The organism is Bacillus sp. JKS001846, from assembly GCF_900176455.1.
Taxonomy (GTDB): Bacteria; Bacillota; Bacilli; order Bacillales; family Bacillaceae_G; genus Bacillus_A; species Bacillus_A cereus.
This window is the reverse complement of sequence record NZ_FWYG01000001.1, coordinates 1,109,188-1,131,147: the sequence shown is the minus strand read 5'-3', so window position 1 is coordinate 1,131,147 and position 21,960 is coordinate 1,109,188. Positions and strand designations below refer to the sequence as shown.

The following is a 21,960-nucleotide window of genomic DNA, read 5'->3' as shown; positions in this document are numbered from 1 at the left end:
TATAGGATCTCGTCTTTTTTTTCATATATTAACCAATATCTCCAAGACGTAGTACGTCACGAGCAATCATAACTTCTTCGTCAGTTGGAATTACGATAATTTTTACTGGAGAGTGTGGGAAGCTGATGAATGCTTCTTCACCGAATACGTTATTACGTTTTGCATCGAAGTATACGCCCATGTACTCAAGGCCTTCTAATACGCGCTCACGAATAATCGCACTGTTTTCACCTACACCAGCTGTGAAGATGATTGCGTCTACACCTTTCATACGAGCAGTGTAAGAACCGATGTATTTGTGGATACGGCTTACGAATACATCAAGTGCTACTTTCGCACGGTGGTCGCCTTCTTCTTCTTTCGCAATGATGTCACGTAGGTCACTAGAGTAACCAGTAAGACCTAACATACCACTCTTCTTGTTTAATACGTTAACTACTTCTTCTACTGTTTGGCCTGTTTTTTCCATGATGTATGGAATTAACGCAGGGTCAAGGTTACCAGAACGTGTACCCATTGTTACACCAGCAAGTGGAGTGAAGCCCATAGAAGTATCAATAGATTTACCGCCTTCTACTGCTGCGATACTTGCACCGTTACCTAAGTGACAAGAAAGTAAGCTTAAGCTTTCAATTGGACGACCTAATAATTCAGCCGCACGCTCAGTTACATATTTATGAGAAGTTCCGTGGAAACCGTATTTACGGATGCCGAATTTTTCATAGTACTCATATGGTAAGCTGTATAGGAATGCAGATTCCGGCATTGTTTGGTGGAATGCTGTATCGAATACTGCTACTGCTGGTACGTTTGGTAATACTTCTTGGAATGCTTTAATACCAACAACGTTTGCTGGGTTATGAAGTGGTGCTAAATCGCTTAATTCTTCGATATCAGCTAATACTTCATCAGTAATTAAAACAGAGTCAGCAAATTTTTCGCCGCCGTGAACAACACGGTGACCGATACCGCCAATCTCATCTAGAGATTTAACGATTCCGTTTTCAGTTAACTTTTTAAGAAGCATATTAACTGCTACTGCGTGATCTGGAATGTTTGTAATTTCTTTTTGTTTTTCGCCATCTACAGTAATAGTGAAGATACTATCTTCTAAACCGATACGTTCTACTAAACCTTTTGTTAATACTGTTTCACTTGGCATTTCAAATAATTGGAATTTTAAGGAAGAGCTTCCTGCGTTAATCGCGATGATTTTTGACATCTAGTCTTTCGCCCCTTTTTCTCTTGGTAGTTGTGTGGATGTTTCCACAAACCGCTCGATTTTATCTGATCAAATTCACTAAATATGAAAACGTTTCATCATTAGCAAATTTTATACTCACGATTTTAATTTAAACATCGTCCGACATATATTTCAAGTGAAAAAATTGTAACACCAAGAAAAAATATATATTACAGATTTCAAAAAAATTCAGTTAAATCTTGTATATATTTAAAAATATGACATATTATATAAAACTGTACTACATAAATCACTAATGCTGTTACATATACCTAGCTTTATTTATGTGTTGCAAACCAAGTATTTAATTGATCCATAATGTCTTCCATCGCCTTCATATTAGAGAATTTAGGCAACTCCACTAATAACGCCTGTTTTGGCATTGTTACATTAGCGCCTTTCTTTTGGAGAACAAATATACTTTTTGCATTTTTCTCGTTTTTAAACATGGAAACAGGAAGCTGTAATAACCCTTGAATAAAGCATGTTTCTTTAATAAATGCATGTAATTTCGGTGCTTGGTCACTTTCAAAAATGAAGTTTGGTACTAAGAAGAATAAGTAACCGCCCTCTTTCGTATGTTTCACACTTTGTTCAATAAATAAGTGATGGGCATACGACATTCCTTCATCTGCTTTTAATTTATATTCACTTGCACCGATTTCGTTTGGATAATAACCAACCGGTAAGTCTGAAACGACTGCATCAACTGGATCGATATAAAGTGGTGCTAGTCCATCTTGATGGAAGAATTCGATTGCATGCTTTTGTAAATTTGCATTTACTAAAGCAAGTTTAATTAGCACTTCATCCACTTCTACACCAAATCCACTCATTGTTAGTCCTTCTTTAGCGCTATTAAACACTGTAGTCATTAAGTTACCTGTTCCAATTGCAGGATCTAAAACTGTAATTTCATTTTGACCTTGCATAAATTTATGGAATAAGTAACTCATGAACATCCCAACTGCATCAGGTGTCATTTCGTGATTCGCTTGTACGCCTTCTTTCATTCCTTTTAAGATGGCTAACTGAAATGCTTTACGAATTTCTTCACCTTTATATGTTTCTTCATTAAACGTACTATATTCACGATTCAGCCTTTCAATTGCTGATTCGGATAATTCCTCTTGTAAAATCGCTCCCTCAAACAAGTTATCACCTGTTTCTACAAGCGCCTCTAAATATGTTACATCTAATTCTTTACGTAAAACTACCGCAGAAGAATCAAAAATAGAAAATAATGTTTCTACTGTCTGACTCACGTACATTCCTCCTTCTCTCTTTTACACATAACTTATATCATACCACAAAGTGATTTTTTCCAAAAAGAAAAAGCGACCTCCTGTAAAGAGCTCCCCTTTAGTTATATATGATATAACGTTTTTTCTCATATATCGATGCCGTTACAGAGCAATATATGAGAAAAAACGACCTCTTTATAAGAGGTCATTTTCTTCACATTACTTCGCAGATTTAGCTGCTTGTAATGCTGCTTCATAGTTTGGATGGCTTGTACCTTCGCTTACGTATTCTACGTAAACTACTTTGTCATTGCTATCTACTACGAATACTGCACGAGCAAGTAAACGAAGTTCTTTCATTACTAAGCCGTAAGCTTCACCGAATGAAAGGTCGCGGTGGTCAGAAAGTGTTACAACATTTTCTAAACCGTTTGCTGCACACCAGCGTTTTTGAGCGAATGGTAAATCAGCGCTAATTGTTAATACTTTCGCGTTTTCAATACCTGCTGCATCTTGGTTAAAACGACGTGTTTGTGCATCACACACACCTGTGTCGATTGAAGGTACAACACTAATTAATTTCACTTCGCCTTTGTATGTTTCTAAACTTACTGGAGATAAGTCGTTTGCTAATACTTGGAAGTTTGGCGCTTGATCGCCAACTTTAACTTCTGTTCCAACTAAAGTCATTGGATTACCTTTAAAAGTTACGTTTGCCACTTGAAAATCCTCCCTTATTTAAACAAAATATGTACAATGTAAATGATAGTTTGTCCCTATCGATAATGCAAATAAAATCGCTTTATTTACAAAAAAATTAAAGAAGCTAACCTATTGATTAGCTTCTTTATTCGTTAAATTTGAAATTCAGGATCATCTTCTTTTCGTTTATCCATCATTTCTTTCACTTTATCAACAGCTTGTGGCGCTAATTCAATTATTTTATCGATGACATGTGTTTGTTTATCTAAGTGCAATACTTTCACACCATCTCCATTTATAACAAGAAAGGCAACAGGATTAATAGAAACTCCTCCACCACTTCCCCCGCCAAATGGATGGCGGCCTGAATGTTCTACTTTACCAAATTCACTTCCACCAGCAGCAAACCCGAAACTTACTTTCGAAACAGTAAGAATTACACTTCCATCTGCCGCTTTAATTGGGTCACCAACAATTGTATTTACATCAGTCATTTGTTTTAAATGCTGCATTGCTGTTGTCATTAAACCTTGAATTGGATGGTCCATTCTATATCCCCCCTATGCTTGAACAGATTTTTCTGTCATACCAGATCTTTGCTTCCTCATAAATATGAGCAATTTCACCGCTGTTTTTATAGTGCGGAATATACGAAAAGATGCTGTTAACTCACATCTTGATGCAAATCCTTTTCCTTGAAAAACTGGGGTAATTTCAAATTCTGGTACGTCGACAATATGCATATATTGTCCGACAACTCCAGCAGCCATACCTTTTGTCCCCCATGCATATCCAGTGACAATTCCAGTACTAGCTGCGTCACCTGCTCCAATTTGTGTATGCCATTTCCAACCATTGATTTTCACTCGTTTGAGAAAATCTTTAACAATAGTATGAACTTCTTGAAGCTTTTTTATCAGTTCACCAATGCTGTCAAGTTGCGCCATAATTTTATTATCGAGTCCGCCGTCCTCTTCAGCTTTTTCGATTTTCTGTCCTGTCTTTTTCTGCTGTTTTTCAATTCTTTCCAACACATCAAATGTATATCGAATCATCCATATTTTCACTTGAAGCAAACATTTCTTTTCCATTTCTGAATATAAAAATGTCACCTTAAGCTTTATTTTTGACAATAGTATAAACAAAATAAAAAGAAGAAGAATTATTATTCCAATTACGAGCCACTTCATACGTATCATCCTTTCACTCCGTACCCATTATCGACAACTTTATTCATCATTAAACAGAGTTCTATAAGATTGAATATAAAAATTTTTCTAAAAATAAAAAGGTATTTTGACATTTTATATCGAAATATATTATTTGAACATATCATCAGGGAACGGACTCTAATGATATGTAGCACGAAAAACAGAAAATTTAACTGCAGTGGAGGGATACATAATGGCAGATCGTCGCAATTTATTTTTCTTTTATGGTGATGACAAAGCAACGCTCGTTGAAAAAATGAAACCAATCTATCGTATTTTAGAAGAGAATGGATTTACCATATTAGATCATCCAAAAAATGCAAACGCTATCGTCAGTGTTGGAGATGATGCAACCTTCTTACAAGCCGTTCGTAAAACTGGTTTTAGGGAAGATTGCTTATACGCAGGGATTTCTACGAAAGATGAAACTTCGTTCTACTGCGATTTCCATATTGATCACGTTGATACAGCCCTTCAAGAAATTACAAAAAATGAAATTGAAGTGCGTAAATATCCAACAATTCAGGTAGATGTAGATCACAGTACATCTTTCCATTGTTTAAATGAGTTCTCATTACGTTCTAGTATTATAAAAACATTCGTTGTAGATGTTCACGTTGATGATTTATATTTCGAAACATTTAGAGGTGACGGTTTAGTAGTTTCTACCCCAACAGGAAGTACTGCTTACAATAAATCATTGCATGGCGCAGTTGTTGACCCACTTATTCCATGTTTCCAAGTAAGCGAACTAGCATCTTTAAACAACAACACTTACCGTACGCTCGGTTCACCTTTCATTTTAAATCACGAACGTACATTAACTTTAAAACTAAGACCAGACGGTAACGATTATCCTGTTATCGGCATGGATAACGAAGCGCTTAGCATTAAACAAGTGGAAAAAGCTGTTGTACGCTTAAGCGATAAACAAATTAAAACAGTTAAATTAAAAAACAATTCTTTCTGGGAAAAAGTACAGAGAACGTTTTTATAGGATTAAAATAACCGCAGAATTATGGAATTCCATAATTCTGCGGTTATTTATTTACCCCGATTGGCGCGGACAATACTCTCTTACTATCCACCCGTTATTCTTGTCAGTTTTTGTCGGTAAGTCGATATATTTTAATAATCGCTCATATATTTCGAGTTACGGTAGATATATTTCAATAATCGCTTATATATTTCGAGTTACAGTCGATATATTCCGAAAATCGCTGATATATTTTTACGCATCTTTTCTATAGACAACTTGGCCATCTATTACGGTCATTTCTGCTTCTACTTCTTTTATTTCTTCTGCCTCAATTTCAAACATATTGCGGTCTAATATTGTAAAGTCTGCTTCATATCCTTTTGTAATTTGCCCTCGCTTCGCTTCTTTTCCAATTGCATAGGCACTTCCTGTTGTAAATAAAGAAACAGCCTCATATACCGTTAATCTTTCCTCAGGCATATAGCATACACCGTCAATAAAACTTCTACGTGTAACAGCGCTATATATACCTAGAAACGGATTTACTTGTTCAATGGGGGCATCTGAGCCACCATTACAATGTAGCCCTGCTTCCAGTAATGTCTTCCAAGCATACGCATAACGAAGACGGCGCTCTCCTAGTTTTTCAATGACTGACGGAAAATCTGATGAAAGAAAGACTGGCTGTATATCTATAATGACTTGCAAGTTTTTCATTCTTTCAATTAACTCCTCACGAGCAAGCTGACAATGAATAATGCGGTCACGTAACCCTTTTGCTGGTGGATATAATTCGAGTGCATCAATGACATATTCAAGCGATAAATCACCGATAGTATGAATCGCAACTGGCATATGTAAATCTCGTGCTTTCTTCACTAATTCTGCAAGTTCTTCACATGAGAAAATCGCAACCCCATTCGTTTCCTTCGCATCTTCATACGGTTCACTTAATAATGCTGTTCTTCCGCCAAAAGAACCGTCAGAAAAAATTTTCATTGCCCCAAATTCAATATAATGTTCATTTTCATATTCTTTTCGTTCATGTGCTACTTCATGGTGAACGAGCAAATGGGCTTTAAATGGCATTTCTTTTATCACATGAGAAAACGCATTATGCGTTTTTCTAAAACCACCATAATAATTTAAATCTTCCGTATGCCCGCCAACAAGCCCGTATTTCCAGCAATCTTTAATCGCTGTTTGCAGAGCTCTTTGTAAATAAGCTTCATCAATTTCTGGCTGAACATGTTTAATTAATTCTTGCCCTTGTTCATATAAAAGTCCTGTTAACTTATTTGATGAATCTCTGCCAATTTTCCCGCCTTTTGGATCTTCTGTCGCTTCTGTTATATTCGCTTCTTGCAGTATGTATGAATTCACCCATGTAACGTGACGACAAACTCTCTTTAATAAAATAGGATGGTCTTTCGAAATTTCATCTAAATCACGCGCGTGAACATCTTTCGTATCTGTAAAGTTATTTTCATTCCATCCTTCTCCAATAATCCAAGAGCCCTTTGGAGCTTCTTCCACTCGCTTCTGAACAAGAGTCAGTACTTCGCTATAAGATGTACAATTTGATAAATCTAGACGGAGTAATCTCTCTCCATGCCCAATAAGATGCATATGGCTATCAACGAGACCTGGGATCATTGTTTTTCCTTTTAGGTCATGTAACTTTACGTTTGAATATCTGCTTTCTAATTCTCCCTTATTACCAGCATCAACAATTATGCCGTTTTCAACGTAAACAGCGTCCACTTTTTCATTTTCTTCTCTCATTGTGTAAATGGTGCCGCCATACCAAATTTCTCCCATATATCCCATCTCCTTTATTTTTTATTGTATAAAAAAAAGCACCATTTCAAAACATGGTGCTTTTCTAAAAATTACTTTTGTTCAGTAGTAGACGTTGTAACTTGCCATTCAATATTAAATTTATCTTTTACTTGTCCGTATGCTGGGCTCCAGAATGTTTCTTGAAGTGGCATGATAACTTCTCCACCTTCTTGTAACTTATCGAATACTTCTTTTGCTTTTTCTGCATTACTAATTTGAATTGCGATTGTTACTTGAGATCCGTTTGCATGTCCTTGACCTGGGAATGTATCAGAAATCATAAGATCCGTATTACCAACTTTTAAAGTAGCGTGTAAAACGCGCTCTTTCGCTTCAGCTGGAATCGGATATTCTGGATTTTCAGGCATGTCACCAAAAGTTTGCATGACTTCTACTTTTGCATCTAAAGCCTCTTTATAAAACTGTACAGCTTCTTGCCCACTACCATCTAAAACTAAGTACGGATTAATACCTAAAATCATACGGACACCTCTTTTTTAAGTTTATAAAATCGAACTTGTGTTCGTTTTTTATATTATCATTGTTTTGCATTTCATTCAACTATTTACTTCACTGTTTTCAAAATTATTTTGACGGAATCTCCATCTCTTGTTTTCTAAGTTCAATACGGCGAATTTTTCCAGAAATCGTTTTTGGTAGTTCATCTACAAATTCAATTTTGCGAGGGTATTTATATGGTGCAGTGAGTTCTTTGACGTGTTGTTGGAGTGTTGGAATTAATGTTTCTTCGTTCTTTTCTATATTCTCTCTTAATACGATAAATGCCTTCACGACACTTCCACGAATTTCATCAGGACTTGCGACAACTGCACATTCTCTTACGTAAGGATGTTTTACAAGTGCATCCTCTACTTCAAACGGCCCGATTGTATAACCAGAGCTAATAATGATATCATCACCGCGCCCTTCAAACCAGAAGTAGCCGTCTTCATCTTTCTTCGCTTTATCACCTGTAATATAATAATCACCGCGGAATTGCATCGCTGTACGTTCATCGTCTTTGTAATATTGTTTAAAGAGGGCCGGTGTTTCAATGTGAACTGCAATATCACCAACTTCACCTACTTTAACCGGAGTACCTTCCTCATTTACGATATCGACGTGGTTACCTGGCGTTGGTTTCCCCATTGATCCTGGTCTAATATCCATCCCTTTCATTACACCAACAAGTAATGTATTTTCCGTTTGCCCATAGCCGTCTCTTACTGTAATATGAAAGTGCTTTTGGAACGTTCCAATGACTTCTCTATTTAACGGCTCACCTGCGGATACAGCGCTATGTAACGCCTCTAAATTGTACTGGCTTAAATCTTCTACCTTTGCCATTAATCTATACTCAGTCGGTGTACAACAAAGCACATTCACCTTATTATCGTCTAATAAGTTCAGGTACGTTTTCGGTTCAAACTTACCGTGATATACAAATCCTGTTGCCCCTGATCCTAGCGTTGCTAAAAACGGGCTCCAAATCCACTTTTGCCAGCCTGGACTAGCTGTTGCCCATACAATATCATTCTCTTCAATTCCGAGCCAATTTGGAGCGCTCGTACGTAAATGAGCGTATGCCCACGCATGTGTATGAACGACACCTTTTGGATTTCCTGTCGTTCCTGACGTGTAAGATAAAAAAACCATATCTTCTTTATCTGTCTTCGCCATTTCTAACATGTCACTCTCTGTTTCTAACGCTGTTTTTAAATTAATCCATCCATCTACTGACTGCTCGCTCAGGACAAATTTTCGAAGAGATTCCATCGCTTCTATATCATCAAACTGCCTAATATACGGCTCATAGCTTACTATCGCTTTTACTTCTCCATGTTCAATTCGATATTCTATATCTTTTTTACGTAACATTTCCGAGCTTGGAATTACGACAAATCCTGCTTTAATAGCAGCAATATACGTCATGTACGCTTCAATTAAACGCGGCATCATAATGAGAAGCTTGTCCCCTTTTTGCAAACCACTTTTTATAAAAGCGTTTCCAATTTTATTCGCACCTTGCATTAATTCAGCGTATGTAACTTCCCTTCGATTCCCTTTATCATCTTGCCAAATTAAAGCTAACTTCTCTTTATCACCTGTATATTTCTCTATTTCTGAAACTAAATTATAAGACGGTGGCGCCAACAATTCTTCTCTCTTCATAAAATATCCTCCCTTTTCTTTATGCCTCCTTTATATAATAAAGAATTTTCTGTCAATTTTGAACCCTCTTCTTTTGACAAATTTTTCAGTTCTGTCGAATTAGTAAATGACATTACATCGACTTACCGACAAATAGCGACACAACACAAAAAAGAAAGAGCGGGAGAACCCGCTCTTTCTAAGCCATCATATGGGATTATTTTTGGTAACCGCCTAATTGTTGCTCAGCTAGTGAAACTAGACGTTTAGTGATTTCACCACCAACAGAACCGTTAGCGCGAGCTGTTGCATCAGCTCCAAGTTGAACACCAAACTCTTGAGCGATTTCGTATTTCATTTGGTCTAATGCTGATTCAGCACCAGGAACCGCTAATTTATTTGTGCTACGTGACATGTTATATCACCTCCTTGTGAGTATAGAGTGTGATAAATAACATGACTTCATACACGTTTTAAATATGGTAATTTATGGTTTTAGAAAAGTTCTTCAAATTTTTCTTCTTCCGCCACTACTTCTACCGTTTGTAATACCATTGTTTCTTTGTTCGCTACAGCTTCATCGATTAATGGTGTGAAATCGTATTTCGCTTCAAAACGATTTGCTTTTTCACGTTTCGGCTTCGTCGCTGGGCTTGCTGGTGTAAATACAGTACAGCAATCTTCATATGGACGAATTGAAATATCATACGTGCCGATTTCTTCAGAGATTTTAATAATCTCTAATTTATCCATCGTAATAAGCGGACGAATAACTGGGTAGTTTGTTACTTCGTTAATCGTATGCATACTATCTAACGTTTGGCTTGCTACTTGTCCAAGACTTTCACCAGTCGTAATTGCAAGTGCGTTACGCTCCTCAGCAATACGTTCTGTAATACGCATCATCATACGGCGCATAACCGTCATTGAATAGCTAGATGGAATTTCTTTATTAATCGTTTTTTGCACTTCTGTAAACGGAACAAGGTGAAGCGTTACTCGTTTACAATACTTCGTTAACTCTTGCGCTAAATCGATTACTTTTTGTTTTGCACGCTCACTTGTGAAAGGTGGACTATGGAAGTGAACTGCTTCCACAGATACGCCGCGTTTCATCGTTAAGTAAGCTGCTACTGGGCTATCAATACCACCAGAAAGAAGTACCATTACTTTTCCGCCAACGCCAACTGGTAAACCGCCAGCTCCCATACGCTCATCACACATAATGTAGCTATAACCACTGCGAATTTCTACGCGTACATTTACATCTGGATTATGAACATCTACTGTAATATCTTCTGTGTTTTCTAGAATGTGTCCGCCAATCTCAGGTAATAATTCCATCGTTCTCATTGGGAAATGCTTATAAGAACGGTGTACAGTAATTTTAAATGTTTTCACATCACCTTTTACTTGTAAGAAAGCTGCTAATGCACCTTCTTTAATGTCTTCTAATTCTGATGGTACTTTCATCGCTAAGTTAAATTTATGAATACCGAATACATCTTTCAATCTTTCAGAGACTGCTTCATGATCTTCACCATTTAACTGGATGTACATACGATCATGTGTTGCATCGATTTTAATATTTGGGAATTTTTTCAGTTTGAACTTCACGTTATCTTTTAATGTGCTTACAAACTTAGAACGGTTCTTACCTTTTGTCGTCATTTCTCCGTAACGCACTAAAATATATTCATATTTCAACATAATTTCTTTACCTCATCACTTCATATAATTTTGGCATCGTCTCTTTTACAATACCTTCAAATTGTTTTACTTCTTCCATTGTGTTTTCTGGTGCTAAACTAATACGAATAGCGCTTGCAGCTGCTGCATGCGGCACTCCCATTGACACTAACACTCTGCTCACTTCATTTGCTTTTGAAGAACAAGCAGATTTCGTTGACACATATACACCGTGTTCTTCTAAAGCATGAACGACTACTTCTGGTTTTAAACCAACAAATGATACATTTAAAATGTGCGGTGCTGCATATGCAAGCGACGTGTTAATCGTTACATCTTCCATCTCTTTAAAGAAACGAACAAGCTCTGCTTGTAAACTTTGCAAATGAGCTACCTTTTCTTTCACTTGTTCCATTGTCATGCGAAGTGCTTTCACCATCGCTACAATGCCAGGTAAATTTTCTGTACCAGAGCGATACTTAAGCTCTTGTTGACCACCTGATAAAATCGGATCTAATCTTACGCCATCGCGTACATAAAGAAGACCTGTTCCTTTTACACTGTGGAATTTATGTCCAGATATTGAGCAAAGATCAATATGAGAAGCATATAAATCAAGCGGTACTTTTCCTATCCCTTGTACATGATCTACATGGAATCTTATTTTCGGATGATTCGATAATAACGTTCCAATTTCAGCAACAGGCTGAATTGCTCCAGTTTCGTTGTTCACATGAATAATTGACACAAGAATCGTATCTTCACGAAGCGCTCGTTTCACATCTTCTACCGATACAACACCATGCTCGTTAACCGGTAAGTATGTTACATCAAACCCGAGTTCTTCTAATTGCTTATATGCTTCAAACACAGACGCGTGTTCAATATTTGTTGTAATGATATGTTTACCACGCGAACGATTCCTCATCGCTATCCCTTTAATCGCAAGGTTATTCCCTTCCGTTCCACCTGATGTAAAAATAATTTCAGAAGGTTTAACACGAAGAAGCTGCGCTGCAATCGTTCTTGATTGTGTTAATAGACGCTCTGCCTCTCCTCCAAGCGAATGAATAGAAGAAGGATTACCAAAATATTTCCCAGCAACCGTCACGTACGATTGAAGAGCTTCTGGATATGGCTTAGTCGTCGCACTATTATCAAAATAGATCATCGTTCTTCCCCTTTCAGCGCTATCACATCGTATAATCATATCATAAATACGTGTCATTACGCTAAGACTACGCAAAGGTTCCGTTTTATCTCGATTGGTGAAGGCTAATAATTGGCGAGGATGCCCTCCTATTACAGTTTCACTTTATCCCGCGTTAACGGGCAATAAGACTCTCACCTCAAAATCCAGTTAGAGCAAAGAAGTTAGATGGGAGATTAACTGCCCGTAAATGCCCGATTGGTGAAGGCTAGTAATCAGTGGGGATGAATCTTCCCACCGATTACAGTTTCACTTTATTTTGAAACGAATAACCTTGCTGTATTCCGCTATTCATTATAGCAACATCGCCTGCAAAATTACATAAAAAAACAAACCCTTTTATGAAAGGGTTTGTTCATTGTCTACATATTCAGCTATTTTTTGAACAACGCCAGGTTCAAGTTGCTCTAACACTGAAGCCGCTTGTTCTAAAGCTGCATCGTATTGGTATTCACGGAATAATTTCTCAGCATAATTTAAACTTTCTGCTAGGTTTTCATCATGACTACGGTAACGGTTACCGTACTGAATTAATTTTTCCACTAAATATGCTTGTCCAATTAACTCTTCTGTCATTTCAGCTACACCGTTCACAGTTGTGTATGCTTCTTCTAAACTGCTATTTACAGCGTTCATATTTAACGGCTTCACTTCTAATTGTTCATATACAGCTTGCATTGCCATTTGCCCTCTTTTTAAATCTTCCATAATACTCTCTGGAAGACCTGGCAAATTCGACTTTTGCATAAAGCGTTTCGTTTCGAAAATAATATTTCGCATTTCTTGTAACTTCTCACGTGCTTCAAATTCTTCTTTGCGCATCGCTTGCAGCATTTCTTTATATTCTGCATGAAGTACTTTTAACGTTTCACATTGCTCATAAACCTCTTCTAGTTCCTCACGAATAATAGAGAAGGCAATATCTTGTTCTGCAACGCGTAATTGCAGCATTTCAAAACGTTTCGTTAAAATGTGCATTTGCTTTTCAATTACTTTTTGAGACTCAATGTCTTTATCTTGTAACTGATAGCTTTGTTTCACAAGTTGTGTTTCTGTTTTCGTTTCAATCGTTTCGATACGCATTTCTTCTAAGTCATCGTAAACAGAAAGTGTTTTTTGCTCCACATAATGTCTCGCATGTACTTCTTGTTCCAATTGATCGTAGAAGCCATCTAAACGTGTTTTTAAGTTTTCTACTTTTTCAGCCGCTTCTGTTATATGAAGCTCCTGTATATCCATTAAACATGTTTGTAGTTGTTTCGTCATATCGCGAACTTCTTTAGGGACTTCCAAATAATCTAATACATAACCTTGTCTTACCATATCATTATGTCCGTGTAATAAATCTTCCAGCTGAACTGGTAACGTCGCTTGGCACTCTACCAATAAATCTGGAATTTGGTGAATAATGATTTCTAAATCTGCTAAACCTTCTTCCAAACTAATAACAATTTCTCTCGCTTTTAAATAGTCGCCATTGTTTGTTGCTTCTTCAAAGGTTTTAAATTTCTCAGATTCAGCGTCTAGCATCTCTTCGATTTTCTGCTCTGCTGCTCCATACATATGTCTATGAGCAAGAACACTCTTTTTCATACTACGATATGTATCACGTAACCCTTCAATTTCCGAGCTATTTTTCTCATGGCTTTCTAACAATTGCTGTAATTCATTTAAAATGTCCGTAATACGATTATCAGCGTCATCTAAACCACTTATGGATTCGTTCATCGCATGCTTTGCTTTTCGGAAGGAGAATTGCGAGGCGAATTTTCGCGCTTGCGCTAAATCTTTGTCAGCTTTCGGAAGGGTTGTTGATACAATTTCATCCCATTCTTCACGCCATTTACCAAACAGTTCTTCTGTTTGACCCGTCATGTTTAAATCTTTTACCCGTTTTAATTCATCTGCCACAGGTTTATCTTTTATCTCTTGTTTCCACTGCTCCAGTGCTTCAATATCTTTATATGAACGATTTCTTATCACAAGCTCTATCATGAGCAGCACTAGAATAGAGCTTACTACAATGATAACGATCGTCAGGATAGAATCCATGCAAAAAAGCCTCCTAGTTATATCTCTTTTTTTGTCCGTTCCGTTTATGAAATGGAAGGCATTATGTATAAAAAGGGAATTCCCCTATATTTAACAACTAACAATGTACTAATCATACCATGTAATGGTTTGTTTTTGACCTAGTTTTTTTAAAAATTTCATGTTCCTTTCAATGTGATTGTAATCTTTCTCAATATTCCGCCTACCTCACTACCTATCCTCAAATGATTGTAATAACAAACAATCTTTCGTATGGGATACGAAATAAATTTTCCGCATGAGTGGTGGTTCAACAGAGATTACATGTACATTTCCTTGCCTTACAGACTGCTCTACTGCCCTTTCTGGAAGTAACGTGATACCAAGGCCAGCTTTTACCATTGCAAGCATCGGTTCTGCGTAAGATGTTTCCACAGCTATAGTTGGTTTTACACCTATTTCATGAAACATGTTCATAATCATTTTCCTTACATCACATATTTCTGGATATACAATTAATTTTTCATTGTGCAGCTCTTCTATTTGAATGACTACCTTCTCTTTGTACGGATGATTATTTGAAACGGCACAAACAATTTTCTCTTGTTGCACTTCTTTTATATACGTAACACCTTCTACTACTGAATCGATGAACATCGCGTCAATCTCCCGCGCTTTAAATAAATCTCTTAATACTTCCGTATGACCGATTTGCCATTCCACTTCGAACTCATCACCTAATATATCTTTACATTCTGATATGTAATGCTCCGCTAAACTCGGTAGTATACCAATTGAAAACTTCCGGTTCTCTTGATACCCCCTCATTTCTGTTTTCACTTCATTTATTTGCTCCAAAATCGGTAACATTCTTTTTATAAATAACTCTCCTGCCTCCGTTAACTCTACTCCTTGCGCCGAACGCTTAAGTAAAGTAACCTCTAAATCCGCTTCTAACTTTTGAATTTGTTTACTAAGCGCTGGTTGAGATATATGTAAAATCTTACTTGCCTTTGATAAACTTCGCGTATGCTTCACTTCAATAAACGATCGTACTGCCTCCAAATCCATCGTACACACCTCTAACAAAAAGTTATAACCGTTATAAGAAATCGATATTTCCTCCTATAAACAATTACTCTTTATACTTATTTCATCAACTTACTATAACGAAATGTAAAGGGGAAAGATACTCTTGAACAAAAAACAAATGCTACTCGGATCCTTTCTATGCTTACTCGCCGTCACTGCCTGGGGATTTATGTTTCCTGTAATGGCAAATGCTCTGCAATTTATCGATCCATTCTTCTTCACAACGCTTCGCTATGGATCAGCAGCTATTATTTTTCTTATTTTGCTATTAATTACTGAAGGAAAGACTTCACTCCGCTTAGAAAAAAGAACACTTTCTCTATTCTTTTACGGGACAGTCGGTTTCGCGGGGTATGGTTTTCTCGTTTTCTACGGACAACAACTTGCCGGACCTTCCGGAGCAATCCATGCAGCTATGATTCAATCCCTTATGCCACTGATTGCCTTATCACTGCAATGGATAACGAAAAATCGCCGCCCACAAAACTATACATTCCTTTGTATGTTCGTTGCATTACTTGGTGTTATGCTTGTCATTTCAAAAGGAAATATTGAATTACTATTTGGAGCTGCAAGCCACTTATCAACAAATATATTGATGCTATGCGGCGTTACTTGCTGGGTCATTTATACAAACGGGGGTGCTCGTTTTCAATCTTGGTCACCACTTAGGTACACGACATTAACTTGTTTATTTGGCTCCATTTCACTCATCGTTATTGTTACTTTCTTAACGTACACAAATATAGTTACTATGCCGTCACTGCGTACAGTTGTGAGCGTTCGTTTTGAACTCTTTTATATGTCGATTATCGCAGGCGTTATCGCTGTATTTTGCTGGAATATGGGAAATCGCTATATTTCATCTATTAACGGCATATTATTTATGAATTTAGTTCCTATCCTTGCACTGATTGGTTCTATCTTTCGAGGTTATACAGTCGATAAAATTGAAATCGCTGGAGCTGCATTAACAATTATCGCGCTATTATGTAACAATTTATGGCAAAGAAAAGTAAACATAAAAATCCCCACCTCAGTTCGTTAGGTGGGGATTCTTCACATATGAACAGCTCTTGGCCATTCATGGTACATATTCGCTTTACATAATGCTTGTTCCATCCATTGCTCAATCTCTTTCGTGTACATCTCTATAAAAAATGTCTCAGACGGGAAAGAATGGAGTACTTCTGATATATATTGTGGATATAAAAACGGCATATTTATCATACCTTTTAATTGCGTCATAAACATTGTAAATGATACTTTCTGAAATTCTTGTTTCATTTGTCCTTGTCTAATCATTTGTTCTATATAATATCTTTCTTTAGAAAAATAAACGGTCATCACTTCACGAATTAATGTCGTATCAAGCGAAAGCTCTCGGTAGAAGAAACGTGTTAGTTCTCTATTTTCAAATTGATATCGTAAAATCCCTCGCACCATTTGCACCATCACATCTTTAGCCGACAAATACTCTCTCTGTTCAAACGACATTTCAATCACATGAATATATCCTTCTAAAAAATCAGTAATAAGCTGTTCTAATAAACCTTGCTTCCCAGCAAAATAATATGAAATATTCGCTACATTCACATCCGCTCGCTTTGCAATGTCTCGCACCGACGTTCCATCATAACCTTTCGTATTAAACAACGATATTGCCGCATCAATTACTTTTTGTTTCGTCTGCTTCATGCGCTCACTTCCCTTCAATGAACAGCTATAGTTTAAATTTCTTGACTTTTAAGACAAATTCCTTTAATTTTCTATCGACAAAGTCATGTGAAATACATCGTATTTTGCTAATATTTTACACATCTCGATAAAAAAGGAGCTGTTTCCATGTTTACTAAAGAAAGTTATGCAGGATCTCGCGTGCAGCAATATGAGACAGTAATTAAACAACTGGATGCGTTATTAACTGGCGAATCAAACGTAGTCGCAAACTTATCAAATGCGTCCGCATTATTAAACCAATTTTTAGATCGCGTTAATTGGGTTGGCTTTTACGTAACAGAAGGAAATCAGCTTGTCCTTGGACCGTTCCAAGGAATGCCTGCTTGCGTACGCATTCCATTTGGACGAGGCGTTTGCGGCGTAGCAGCTGAAACGAAAACAACGCAGCTTGTAGCGGACGTTCACCAATTCCCAGGTCACATCGCTTGCGATAGTGCTTCTAATTCGGAAATCGTTGTACCGATTGTGAAAGAAGGAGCTGTCATTGGTGTACTGGACATTGATAGTCCTGAAAAAAATCGTTTTGATGAATTAGATCAGCGCTATTTAGAAAAGTTTGTGGAAACACTCCTAAAACATATGTAAAAAGAAAAGAGCGAGTTATCGATTTAGTACGTCCTGTACAAAACCGATAGCTCACTCTTTTTTCATTGATTAACAGTAGATATTTTCTTTAATGCCTGCTCTAAATCAGAAACGATATCCTCCCACGATTCTAAACCGACCGATAAGCGTATTAAATTATCGAAAATGCCCATTTCTTTTCTTAGTTCCGCTGGAATCGCAGCGTGCGTCATCGTTGCTGGATGCTGAATTAACGTTTCTGTATCTCCTAAACTCACCGCAATTGTAATAAAGTGAAGATCATTAATAAACGCTTGCGTCTCTTCTTTTCCGCCTTTTACTGAAAAAGAAATAACACCGCCCCCGCGTTTCATTTGACGAGATGCTAGCTCCCCTTCTGGATACCAAACACCTTCTACCGCATCATGTTTTCTTAAGAACGATACAATTTTTTCTGCATTATCACAATGACGATCCATTCTTACTGCTAACGTCTTTAACCCACGTAATAATAACCACGCATCAAACGGCGCCATAATACCGCCGATATCCTTTCGCATCGGGCGAATCTTTTCAGCTAATGCTTTCGTTTTACAAATTGTTACACCTGCTACAACGTCACCGTGACCACCAATATATTTTGTCGCACTATGCACAACAGCGTCACAGCCAAGCTCAAGCGGCCTTTGTAAATAAGGTGAACAAAACGTATTATCAACAATAACAAGTAAGCCTTTTCGCTTCGCAACCCGAATCACTTGTTTTAAATCAATTAATTTCATTGTCGGATTAATTGGTGTTTCAACGAAAATAAGCTTTGTATTTGGGCGAATTTTATTTTCAATATCAACCTCTGTCTCCATATCACAAAACGAATGCGTAATCATAAATTTTTCTTCTAACACTTCTAAAAAACCGTACGTGCATCCGTATAATCCATTTGAACAAATAATATGATCTCCAGCCTTTAAAAAACCGATTAAAGTCGCTGAAATAGCTGCCATACCAGATCCGAAGGCAAGTGCCTCTTCTCCTCCTTCTAACACCGCCATACGTTCTTCAAATAATTTCACAGTTGGATTTCCAATCCGTGAGTAAATATAAGATGGATCCACTCCCGCAAAACTCGCCTCTCCTTGCTGCGCAGTCTCAAATGTAAATGTAGAAGTTTGAAATAAAGGTGGTGTTAAACTTCCTTTATGTTCCTCAGATGTATAACCGTGATGAATTAACGCTGTCTCCATATGCTTCTTTTTCATAAAAACATCCCCCTTATGTTTTTATTGCCGCATATTCATCCATAAAAATTTGATGAACATTTTCCTTCATTTTATGTAAGCGCTTTATTTGTGTTTCTATCTCTTCTTCTATATTGTTTTAAATTCCTTCTTATATTAATTTCCAAAATTTATATGCATAAAACAAAAACGTACTCGCTTGACGAAACTCTGGGTAAAAGATATAATAGCGTTTGTGTAAAATAAAAAGGCAGCCTTGTAATGTGAGTTTATCGTTTGTATTTTGTTCCTCTACGGAGGTGTATCTCGTAACTCCCTGCTGCTGGAGCGAAGGTACATGAAAACAAAATGCCCGTAAATATCGATTACGTCTGTTTTTATTTTACGTAAATAAAAACATTTTTAAAGGAGGAGTCAACTATGGCTCGTTATACAGGTCCAGCTTGGAAACTGTCTCGTCGTCTTGGAATCTCTCTAAGCGGCACAGGAAAAGAATTAGAAAAACGCCCTTACGCACCAGGTCCTCACGGTCCTAACCAACGTAAGAAACTTTCAGAATACGGTTTACAATTACAAGAGAAACAAAAACTTCGTCACATGTACGGCATGACTGAGCGTCAATTCCGTCGCACATTTGACCAAGCAGGTAAAATGCCTGGTAAGCACGGCGAAAACTTCATGATCCTTCTTGAAGCTCGTCTTGACAACTTAGTTTACCGTATGGGCTTAGCTCGCACTCGTCGTGCAGCTCGCCAATTAGTAAACCACGGTCACATCATGGTTGATGGCGCTCGCGTAGATATCCCATCTTACCGTGTAAAACCTGGTCAAACTATCAGCGTTCGCGAAAAATCTAACAGCCTTGTTGTTGTTAAAGAAGCGATCGAAGTTAACAACTTCGTACCAGAATACTTAACTTTCGATGCTGACAAATTAGAAGCTACTTACACTCGTCACGCTGAGCGTTCTGAGTTACCAGCTGAAATCAACGAAGCATTAATCGTAGAGTTCTACTCTCGTTAATCTCGGTACTCTGAAAAGAGTCGTATTAAAAGCCTTAGGAACCTTGTTAATTCAAGGTTCCTGGGCTTTTTTTATTTATATAAAGCATAAAAAAGAATGTACTGGGGGCAAAAAATAATATGGCTGGCGTGTGTATAGAAATGGATAAGTGTAAGTAAAATAATAAAACCTCTGTAGGTCCGTAGTACATTCATCTTATTAGTAATTAATAATTATTAGCCCTTCTTTCTTTAAAATTGTTCATTGTTCTTTTATCTACATAAGAAGAAACTTTTCCACTTCTAACGCTGAAAAATACCACTTTCCATCTATTTTAAATTTCGGGAAACGTTCATCATAAAAGCAATTTTCTCTGATGGAATTTCCACTCATACATGTTTGTCTACACAATTCTTTCATATCCCAAAACATTTTTCTATGTTCAATATGATCTAGCCGTTTTCGTAACTCTTCTAAGAAAAGTTCTTCAATCTTTTGTTCATCTATTTTAATATCAAGAATGTTGTTATTCACCTTCTTTCATACTTTCATTTTGCTTATTTCGTTGTTCTACTTTCCTTTTTATAATTAGCTCCCGTACAGCTGGTATTAACGGTGTTAAAAATTTCTTCCGCTGTTCCTTTGTAAGGATTACTTTCACCACATACTCATATTCATCACGAATAATTTGTTCTTCACTCATCCTCTATCACATCTTTTCTTTTTATTCCCTTTGTAAGTGAGTATCGTACACAATTTTCCATCTTCCAGAAAAACCTTTCTGTCATAATCCGCCAGAATTTCCTCACGATTTATTCTTTCTACTTTTTCACCAACTTCCCAATATCCAGCACGAAGCAGAAACTCAGAATCCCCTTCTGGAATCGGTAATTCATACCATCTAAAGTTATTCTAGTTACTTCAATACCTTCTCTAATAATCATTTCATCACCCTTTCATTATGAATATGGATAAGTTCGCTTTGAGTTTTATTAATACCCTTACAAAAATAATCAGTTACGTAAACAACTTCTTTGATAAAGAGTTTATGAAAGCATAAAAAAGCCCCCAAACGCTAAGGAATTTATAAAGGAATTTTTTAAAAGTATACGGAGTGGGATTCTCCACAACCGTAATACATGTTTTCATATTGTTAAAACCCTCTTAAGGATGAAATATCTATATATCTTATTTATGTAACTTATGTTATAGTTTCATATGTTAATTAATTACAATTCTTTTTAAAAGGAGTATACGCAATGAAAGCAAAGAAACTAATATGTTTTTTAGCATTACCACTTATGTTAGTAGCGTGGGTAGGATGTTCTAAGAACAATACAGAAGAGAATAAGACTGATAGCTTAAAGATTTCAGAGTCAGAAAAGAAGAAAGACGAGTCAATAGACAAAGAAGCAGATAAGCTAAACAAGGAAAAAGAAGAATTGCTTGCTAAAAAGGAAGAATTGCTTGCTGAAAAGAAAGCTAAGGAAGAAAAAGAGGTAACGAAAAAGAAAGAGGATACAGATAAAAATGAAGTCTCAAACGATAAAACAGTAAAAGAAGCTGTAATTGGAGAAGGTAGAACACTAGCTGAGGAAAGAGAGTATAGAGATAAGCAGTTAACTAAAGGTTCTAGTGCATCTTCTCCTTTAGAGAAGTATCAAGAAGATATTAAGGATACTTCTAATGACTTAAAGACGGCAGTTCAATCTATTAAATCCTTAGCTGAAAAAGATGGAACGTGGAAAACAACTCAAACAGGATTAAAGGGAGAATTAAGTAGAGTAAGTGGGAGAGCTAATAGACTAGCAAGTATAGAACCTCCTAAGGAGTATGATTACTTCAAAGTTCAATTAAGAGACGATGCAAGAGCAATTAAACAAATGGTAGACCAAGCATTTATAGCTTTAAATGAAAATGATACTGAAACAGCCAAGTTAAACATAGGTGCTATGATAGATTATGTAGATATAATGTCTTCAACATTGAATGAAATACAAAATGTACAAAATGGAGTTTAAA

At 36.8% G+C, this 21,960-nt stretch carries 22 protein-coding genes and 1 pseudogene; 5 read left to right on the top strand and 18 right to left on the bottom strand.

Annotated features, from left to right (window positions below):
• Positions 1-28: 28 nt before the first annotated feature.
• The 5 genes from ackA to B9A45_RS06160 form a co-directional block, all read right to left on the bottom strand.
• Complete coding sequence (gene ackA / locus B9A45_RS06180; RefSeq protein ID WP_000034575.1) at positions 29-1,222, bottom strand: acetate kinase; 1,194 nt, start codon at positions 1,220-1,222, stop codon at positions 29-31.
• Between the two features lie 299 nt (positions 1,223-1,521).
• A complete protein-coding gene (locus B9A45_RS06175; RefSeq protein ID WP_000084367.1) occupies positions 1,522-2,508 on the bottom strand; it encodes a class I SAM-dependent methyltransferase in 987 nt (328 codons plus the stop codon).
• Positions 2,509-2,706: 198 nt separating this feature from the next.
• The gene (gene tpx, locus B9A45_RS06170; protein WP_084063938.1) at positions 2,707-3,207 is read right to left on the bottom strand and encodes a thiol peroxidase; all 501 of its coding nucleotides are present in this window, start codon (positions 3,205-3,207) and stop codon (positions 2,707-2,709) included.
• Positions 3,208-3,341: 134 nt separating this feature from the next.
• Positions 3,342-3,737 (bottom strand): GerW family sporulation protein, encoded by a 396-nt coding sequence (ytfJ, locus tag B9A45_RS06165; protein ID WP_000350003.1) that lies wholly within the window; start codon positions 3,735-3,737, stop codon positions 3,342-3,344.
• 12 nt (positions 3,738-3,749) lie between these two features.
• Positions 3,750-4,388 (bottom strand): DUF2953 domain-containing protein, encoded by a 639-nt coding sequence (locus B9A45_RS06160; RefSeq protein WP_002101410.1) that lies wholly within the window; start codon positions 4,386-4,388, stop codon positions 3,750-3,752.
• Between the two features lie 205 nt (positions 4,389-4,593).
• On the opposite strand from B9A45_RS06160, the gene B9A45_RS06155 reads away from it, so the two are divergent.
• Positions 4,594-5,397 (top strand): NAD kinase, encoded by an 804-nt coding sequence (locus B9A45_RS06155; RefSeq protein ID WP_000785186.1) that lies wholly within the window; start codon positions 4,594-4,596, stop codon positions 5,395-5,397.
• Positions 5,398-5,631: 234 nt separating this feature from the next.
• Here the strand turns inward: B9A45_RS06155 and B9A45_RS06150 are convergent, their stop codons facing one another.
• From B9A45_RS06150 to B9A45_RS06115, 8 genes are all read right to left on the bottom strand, one after another.
• Positions 5,632-7,200 carry an amidohydrolase gene (locus B9A45_RS06150; protein WP_084063937.1) on the bottom strand — a complete coding sequence of 523 codons (1,569 nt, stop codon included), beginning with the start codon at positions 7,198-7,200 and terminating at the stop codon, positions 5,632-5,634.
• A gap of 71 nt (positions 7,201-7,271) precedes the next feature.
• On the bottom strand, positions 7,272-7,703 hold the full coding sequence (locus tag B9A45_RS06145) for a VOC family protein (protein WP_000600356.1): 432 nt from the start codon (positions 7,701-7,703) through the stop codon (positions 7,272-7,274).
• Between the two features lie 103 nt (positions 7,704-7,806).
• On the bottom strand, positions 7,807-9,393 hold the full coding sequence (locus tag B9A45_RS06140) for an acyl-CoA synthetase MbcS (RefSeq protein ID WP_016110793.1): 1,587 nt from the start codon (positions 9,391-9,393) through the stop codon (positions 7,807-7,809).
• A 196-nt stretch (positions 9,394-9,589) separates the two neighbouring features.
• Complete coding sequence (locus B9A45_RS06135; protein WP_000091640.1) at positions 9,590-9,787, bottom strand: alpha/beta-type small acid-soluble spore protein; 198 nt, start codon at positions 9,785-9,787, stop codon at positions 9,590-9,592.
• Positions 9,788-9,867: 80 nt separating this feature from the next.
• Entirely contained in the window at positions 9,868-11,082 is a 1,215-nt protein-coding gene (thiI, locus tag B9A45_RS06130; RefSeq protein ID WP_000922338.1) for a tRNA uracil 4-sulfurtransferase ThiI, read from the bottom strand.
• Positions 11,083-11,089: 7 nt separating this feature from the next.
• Positions 11,090-12,232: a cysteine desulfurase family protein gene (locus B9A45_RS06125; RefSeq protein ID WP_000638992.1), complete on the bottom strand. Its 1,143-nt coding sequence runs from the start codon at positions 12,230-12,232 to the stop codon at positions 11,090-11,092.
• 378 nt (positions 12,233-12,610) lie between these two features.
• The gene (gene ezrA, locus B9A45_RS06120) at positions 12,611-14,323 is read right to left on the bottom strand and encodes a septation ring formation regulator EzrA (RefSeq protein WP_000377299.1); all 1,713 of its coding nucleotides are present in this window, start codon (positions 14,321-14,323) and stop codon (positions 12,611-12,613) included.
• Positions 14,324-14,533: 210 nt separating this feature from the next.
• Positions 14,534-15,373 carry a LysR family transcriptional regulator gene (locus B9A45_RS06115; protein WP_000362530.1) on the bottom strand — a complete coding sequence of 280 codons (840 nt, stop codon included), beginning with the start codon at positions 15,371-15,373 and terminating at the stop codon, positions 14,534-14,536.
• Between the two features lie 124 nt (positions 15,374-15,497).
• On the opposite strand from B9A45_RS06115, the gene B9A45_RS06110 reads away from it, so the two are divergent.
• The gene (locus B9A45_RS06110) at positions 15,498-16,442 is read left to right on the top strand and encodes a DMT family transporter (protein WP_002101415.1); all 945 of its coding nucleotides are present in this window, start codon (positions 15,498-15,500) and stop codon (positions 16,440-16,442) included.
• 11 nt (positions 16,443-16,453) lie between these two features.
• Here B9A45_RS06110 and refZ read toward each other — a convergent pair whose 3' ends face one another.
• The gene (gene refZ, locus B9A45_RS06105; protein ID WP_000814921.1) at positions 16,454-17,092 is read right to left on the bottom strand and encodes a forespore capture DNA-binding protein RefZ; all 639 of its coding nucleotides are present in this window, start codon (positions 17,090-17,092) and stop codon (positions 16,454-16,456) included.
• 147 nt (positions 17,093-17,239) lie between these two features.
• Between refZ and B9A45_RS06100 the strand changes: the two genes are divergently transcribed.
• Complete coding sequence (locus B9A45_RS06100; RefSeq protein WP_000494337.1) at positions 17,240-17,719, top strand: GAF domain-containing protein; 480 nt, start codon at positions 17,240-17,242, stop codon at positions 17,717-17,719.
• Between the two features lie 62 nt (positions 17,720-17,781).
• Here B9A45_RS06100 and megL read toward each other — a convergent pair whose 3' ends face one another.
• Positions 17,782-18,957, bottom strand: coding sequence for a methionine gamma-lyase (gene megL, locus B9A45_RS06095; protein WP_084063936.1), 1,176 nt, complete (start codon positions 18,955-18,957; stop codon positions 17,782-17,784).
• Positions 18,958-19,356: 399 nt separating this feature from the next.
• Here megL and rpsD point away from each other — a divergent pair, with 399 nt between their 5' ends.
• Positions 19,357-19,959, top strand: coding sequence for a 30S ribosomal protein S4 (gene rpsD / locus B9A45_RS06085; RefSeq protein ID WP_000135317.1), 603 nt, complete (start codon positions 19,357-19,359; stop codon positions 19,957-19,959).
• A gap of 255 nt (positions 19,960-20,214) precedes the next feature.
• Here rpsD and B9A45_RS06080 read toward each other — a convergent pair whose 3' ends face one another.
• The 3 genes and pseudogenes from B9A45_RS06080 to B9A45_RS32575 form a co-directional block, all read right to left on the bottom strand.
• Positions 20,215-20,472, bottom strand: coding sequence for a hypothetical protein (locus B9A45_RS06080; protein ID WP_001063531.1), 258 nt, complete (start codon positions 20,470-20,472; stop codon positions 20,215-20,217).
• Positions 20,465-20,641 (bottom strand): hypothetical protein, encoded by a 177-nt coding sequence (locus B9A45_RS32095; protein WP_001288257.1) that lies wholly within the window; start codon positions 20,639-20,641, stop codon positions 20,465-20,467. The genes B9A45_RS06080 and B9A45_RS32095 overlap by 8 nt, the downstream gene beginning before the upstream one ends.
• Positions 20,638-20,882, bottom strand: a pseudogene (locus B9A45_RS32575) (hypothetical protein). Before B9A45_RS32575 ends, B9A45_RS32095 begins: the two are co-directional and overlap by 4 nt.
• Positions 20,883-21,197: 315 nt before the next feature.
• Between B9A45_RS32575 and B9A45_RS06070 the strand changes: the two are divergent.
• Entirely contained in the window at positions 21,198-21,959 is a 762-nt protein-coding gene (locus B9A45_RS06070) for a DUF6376 family protein (RefSeq protein ID WP_016110796.1), read from the top strand.
• Position 21,960 lies beyond the last annotated feature (1 nt).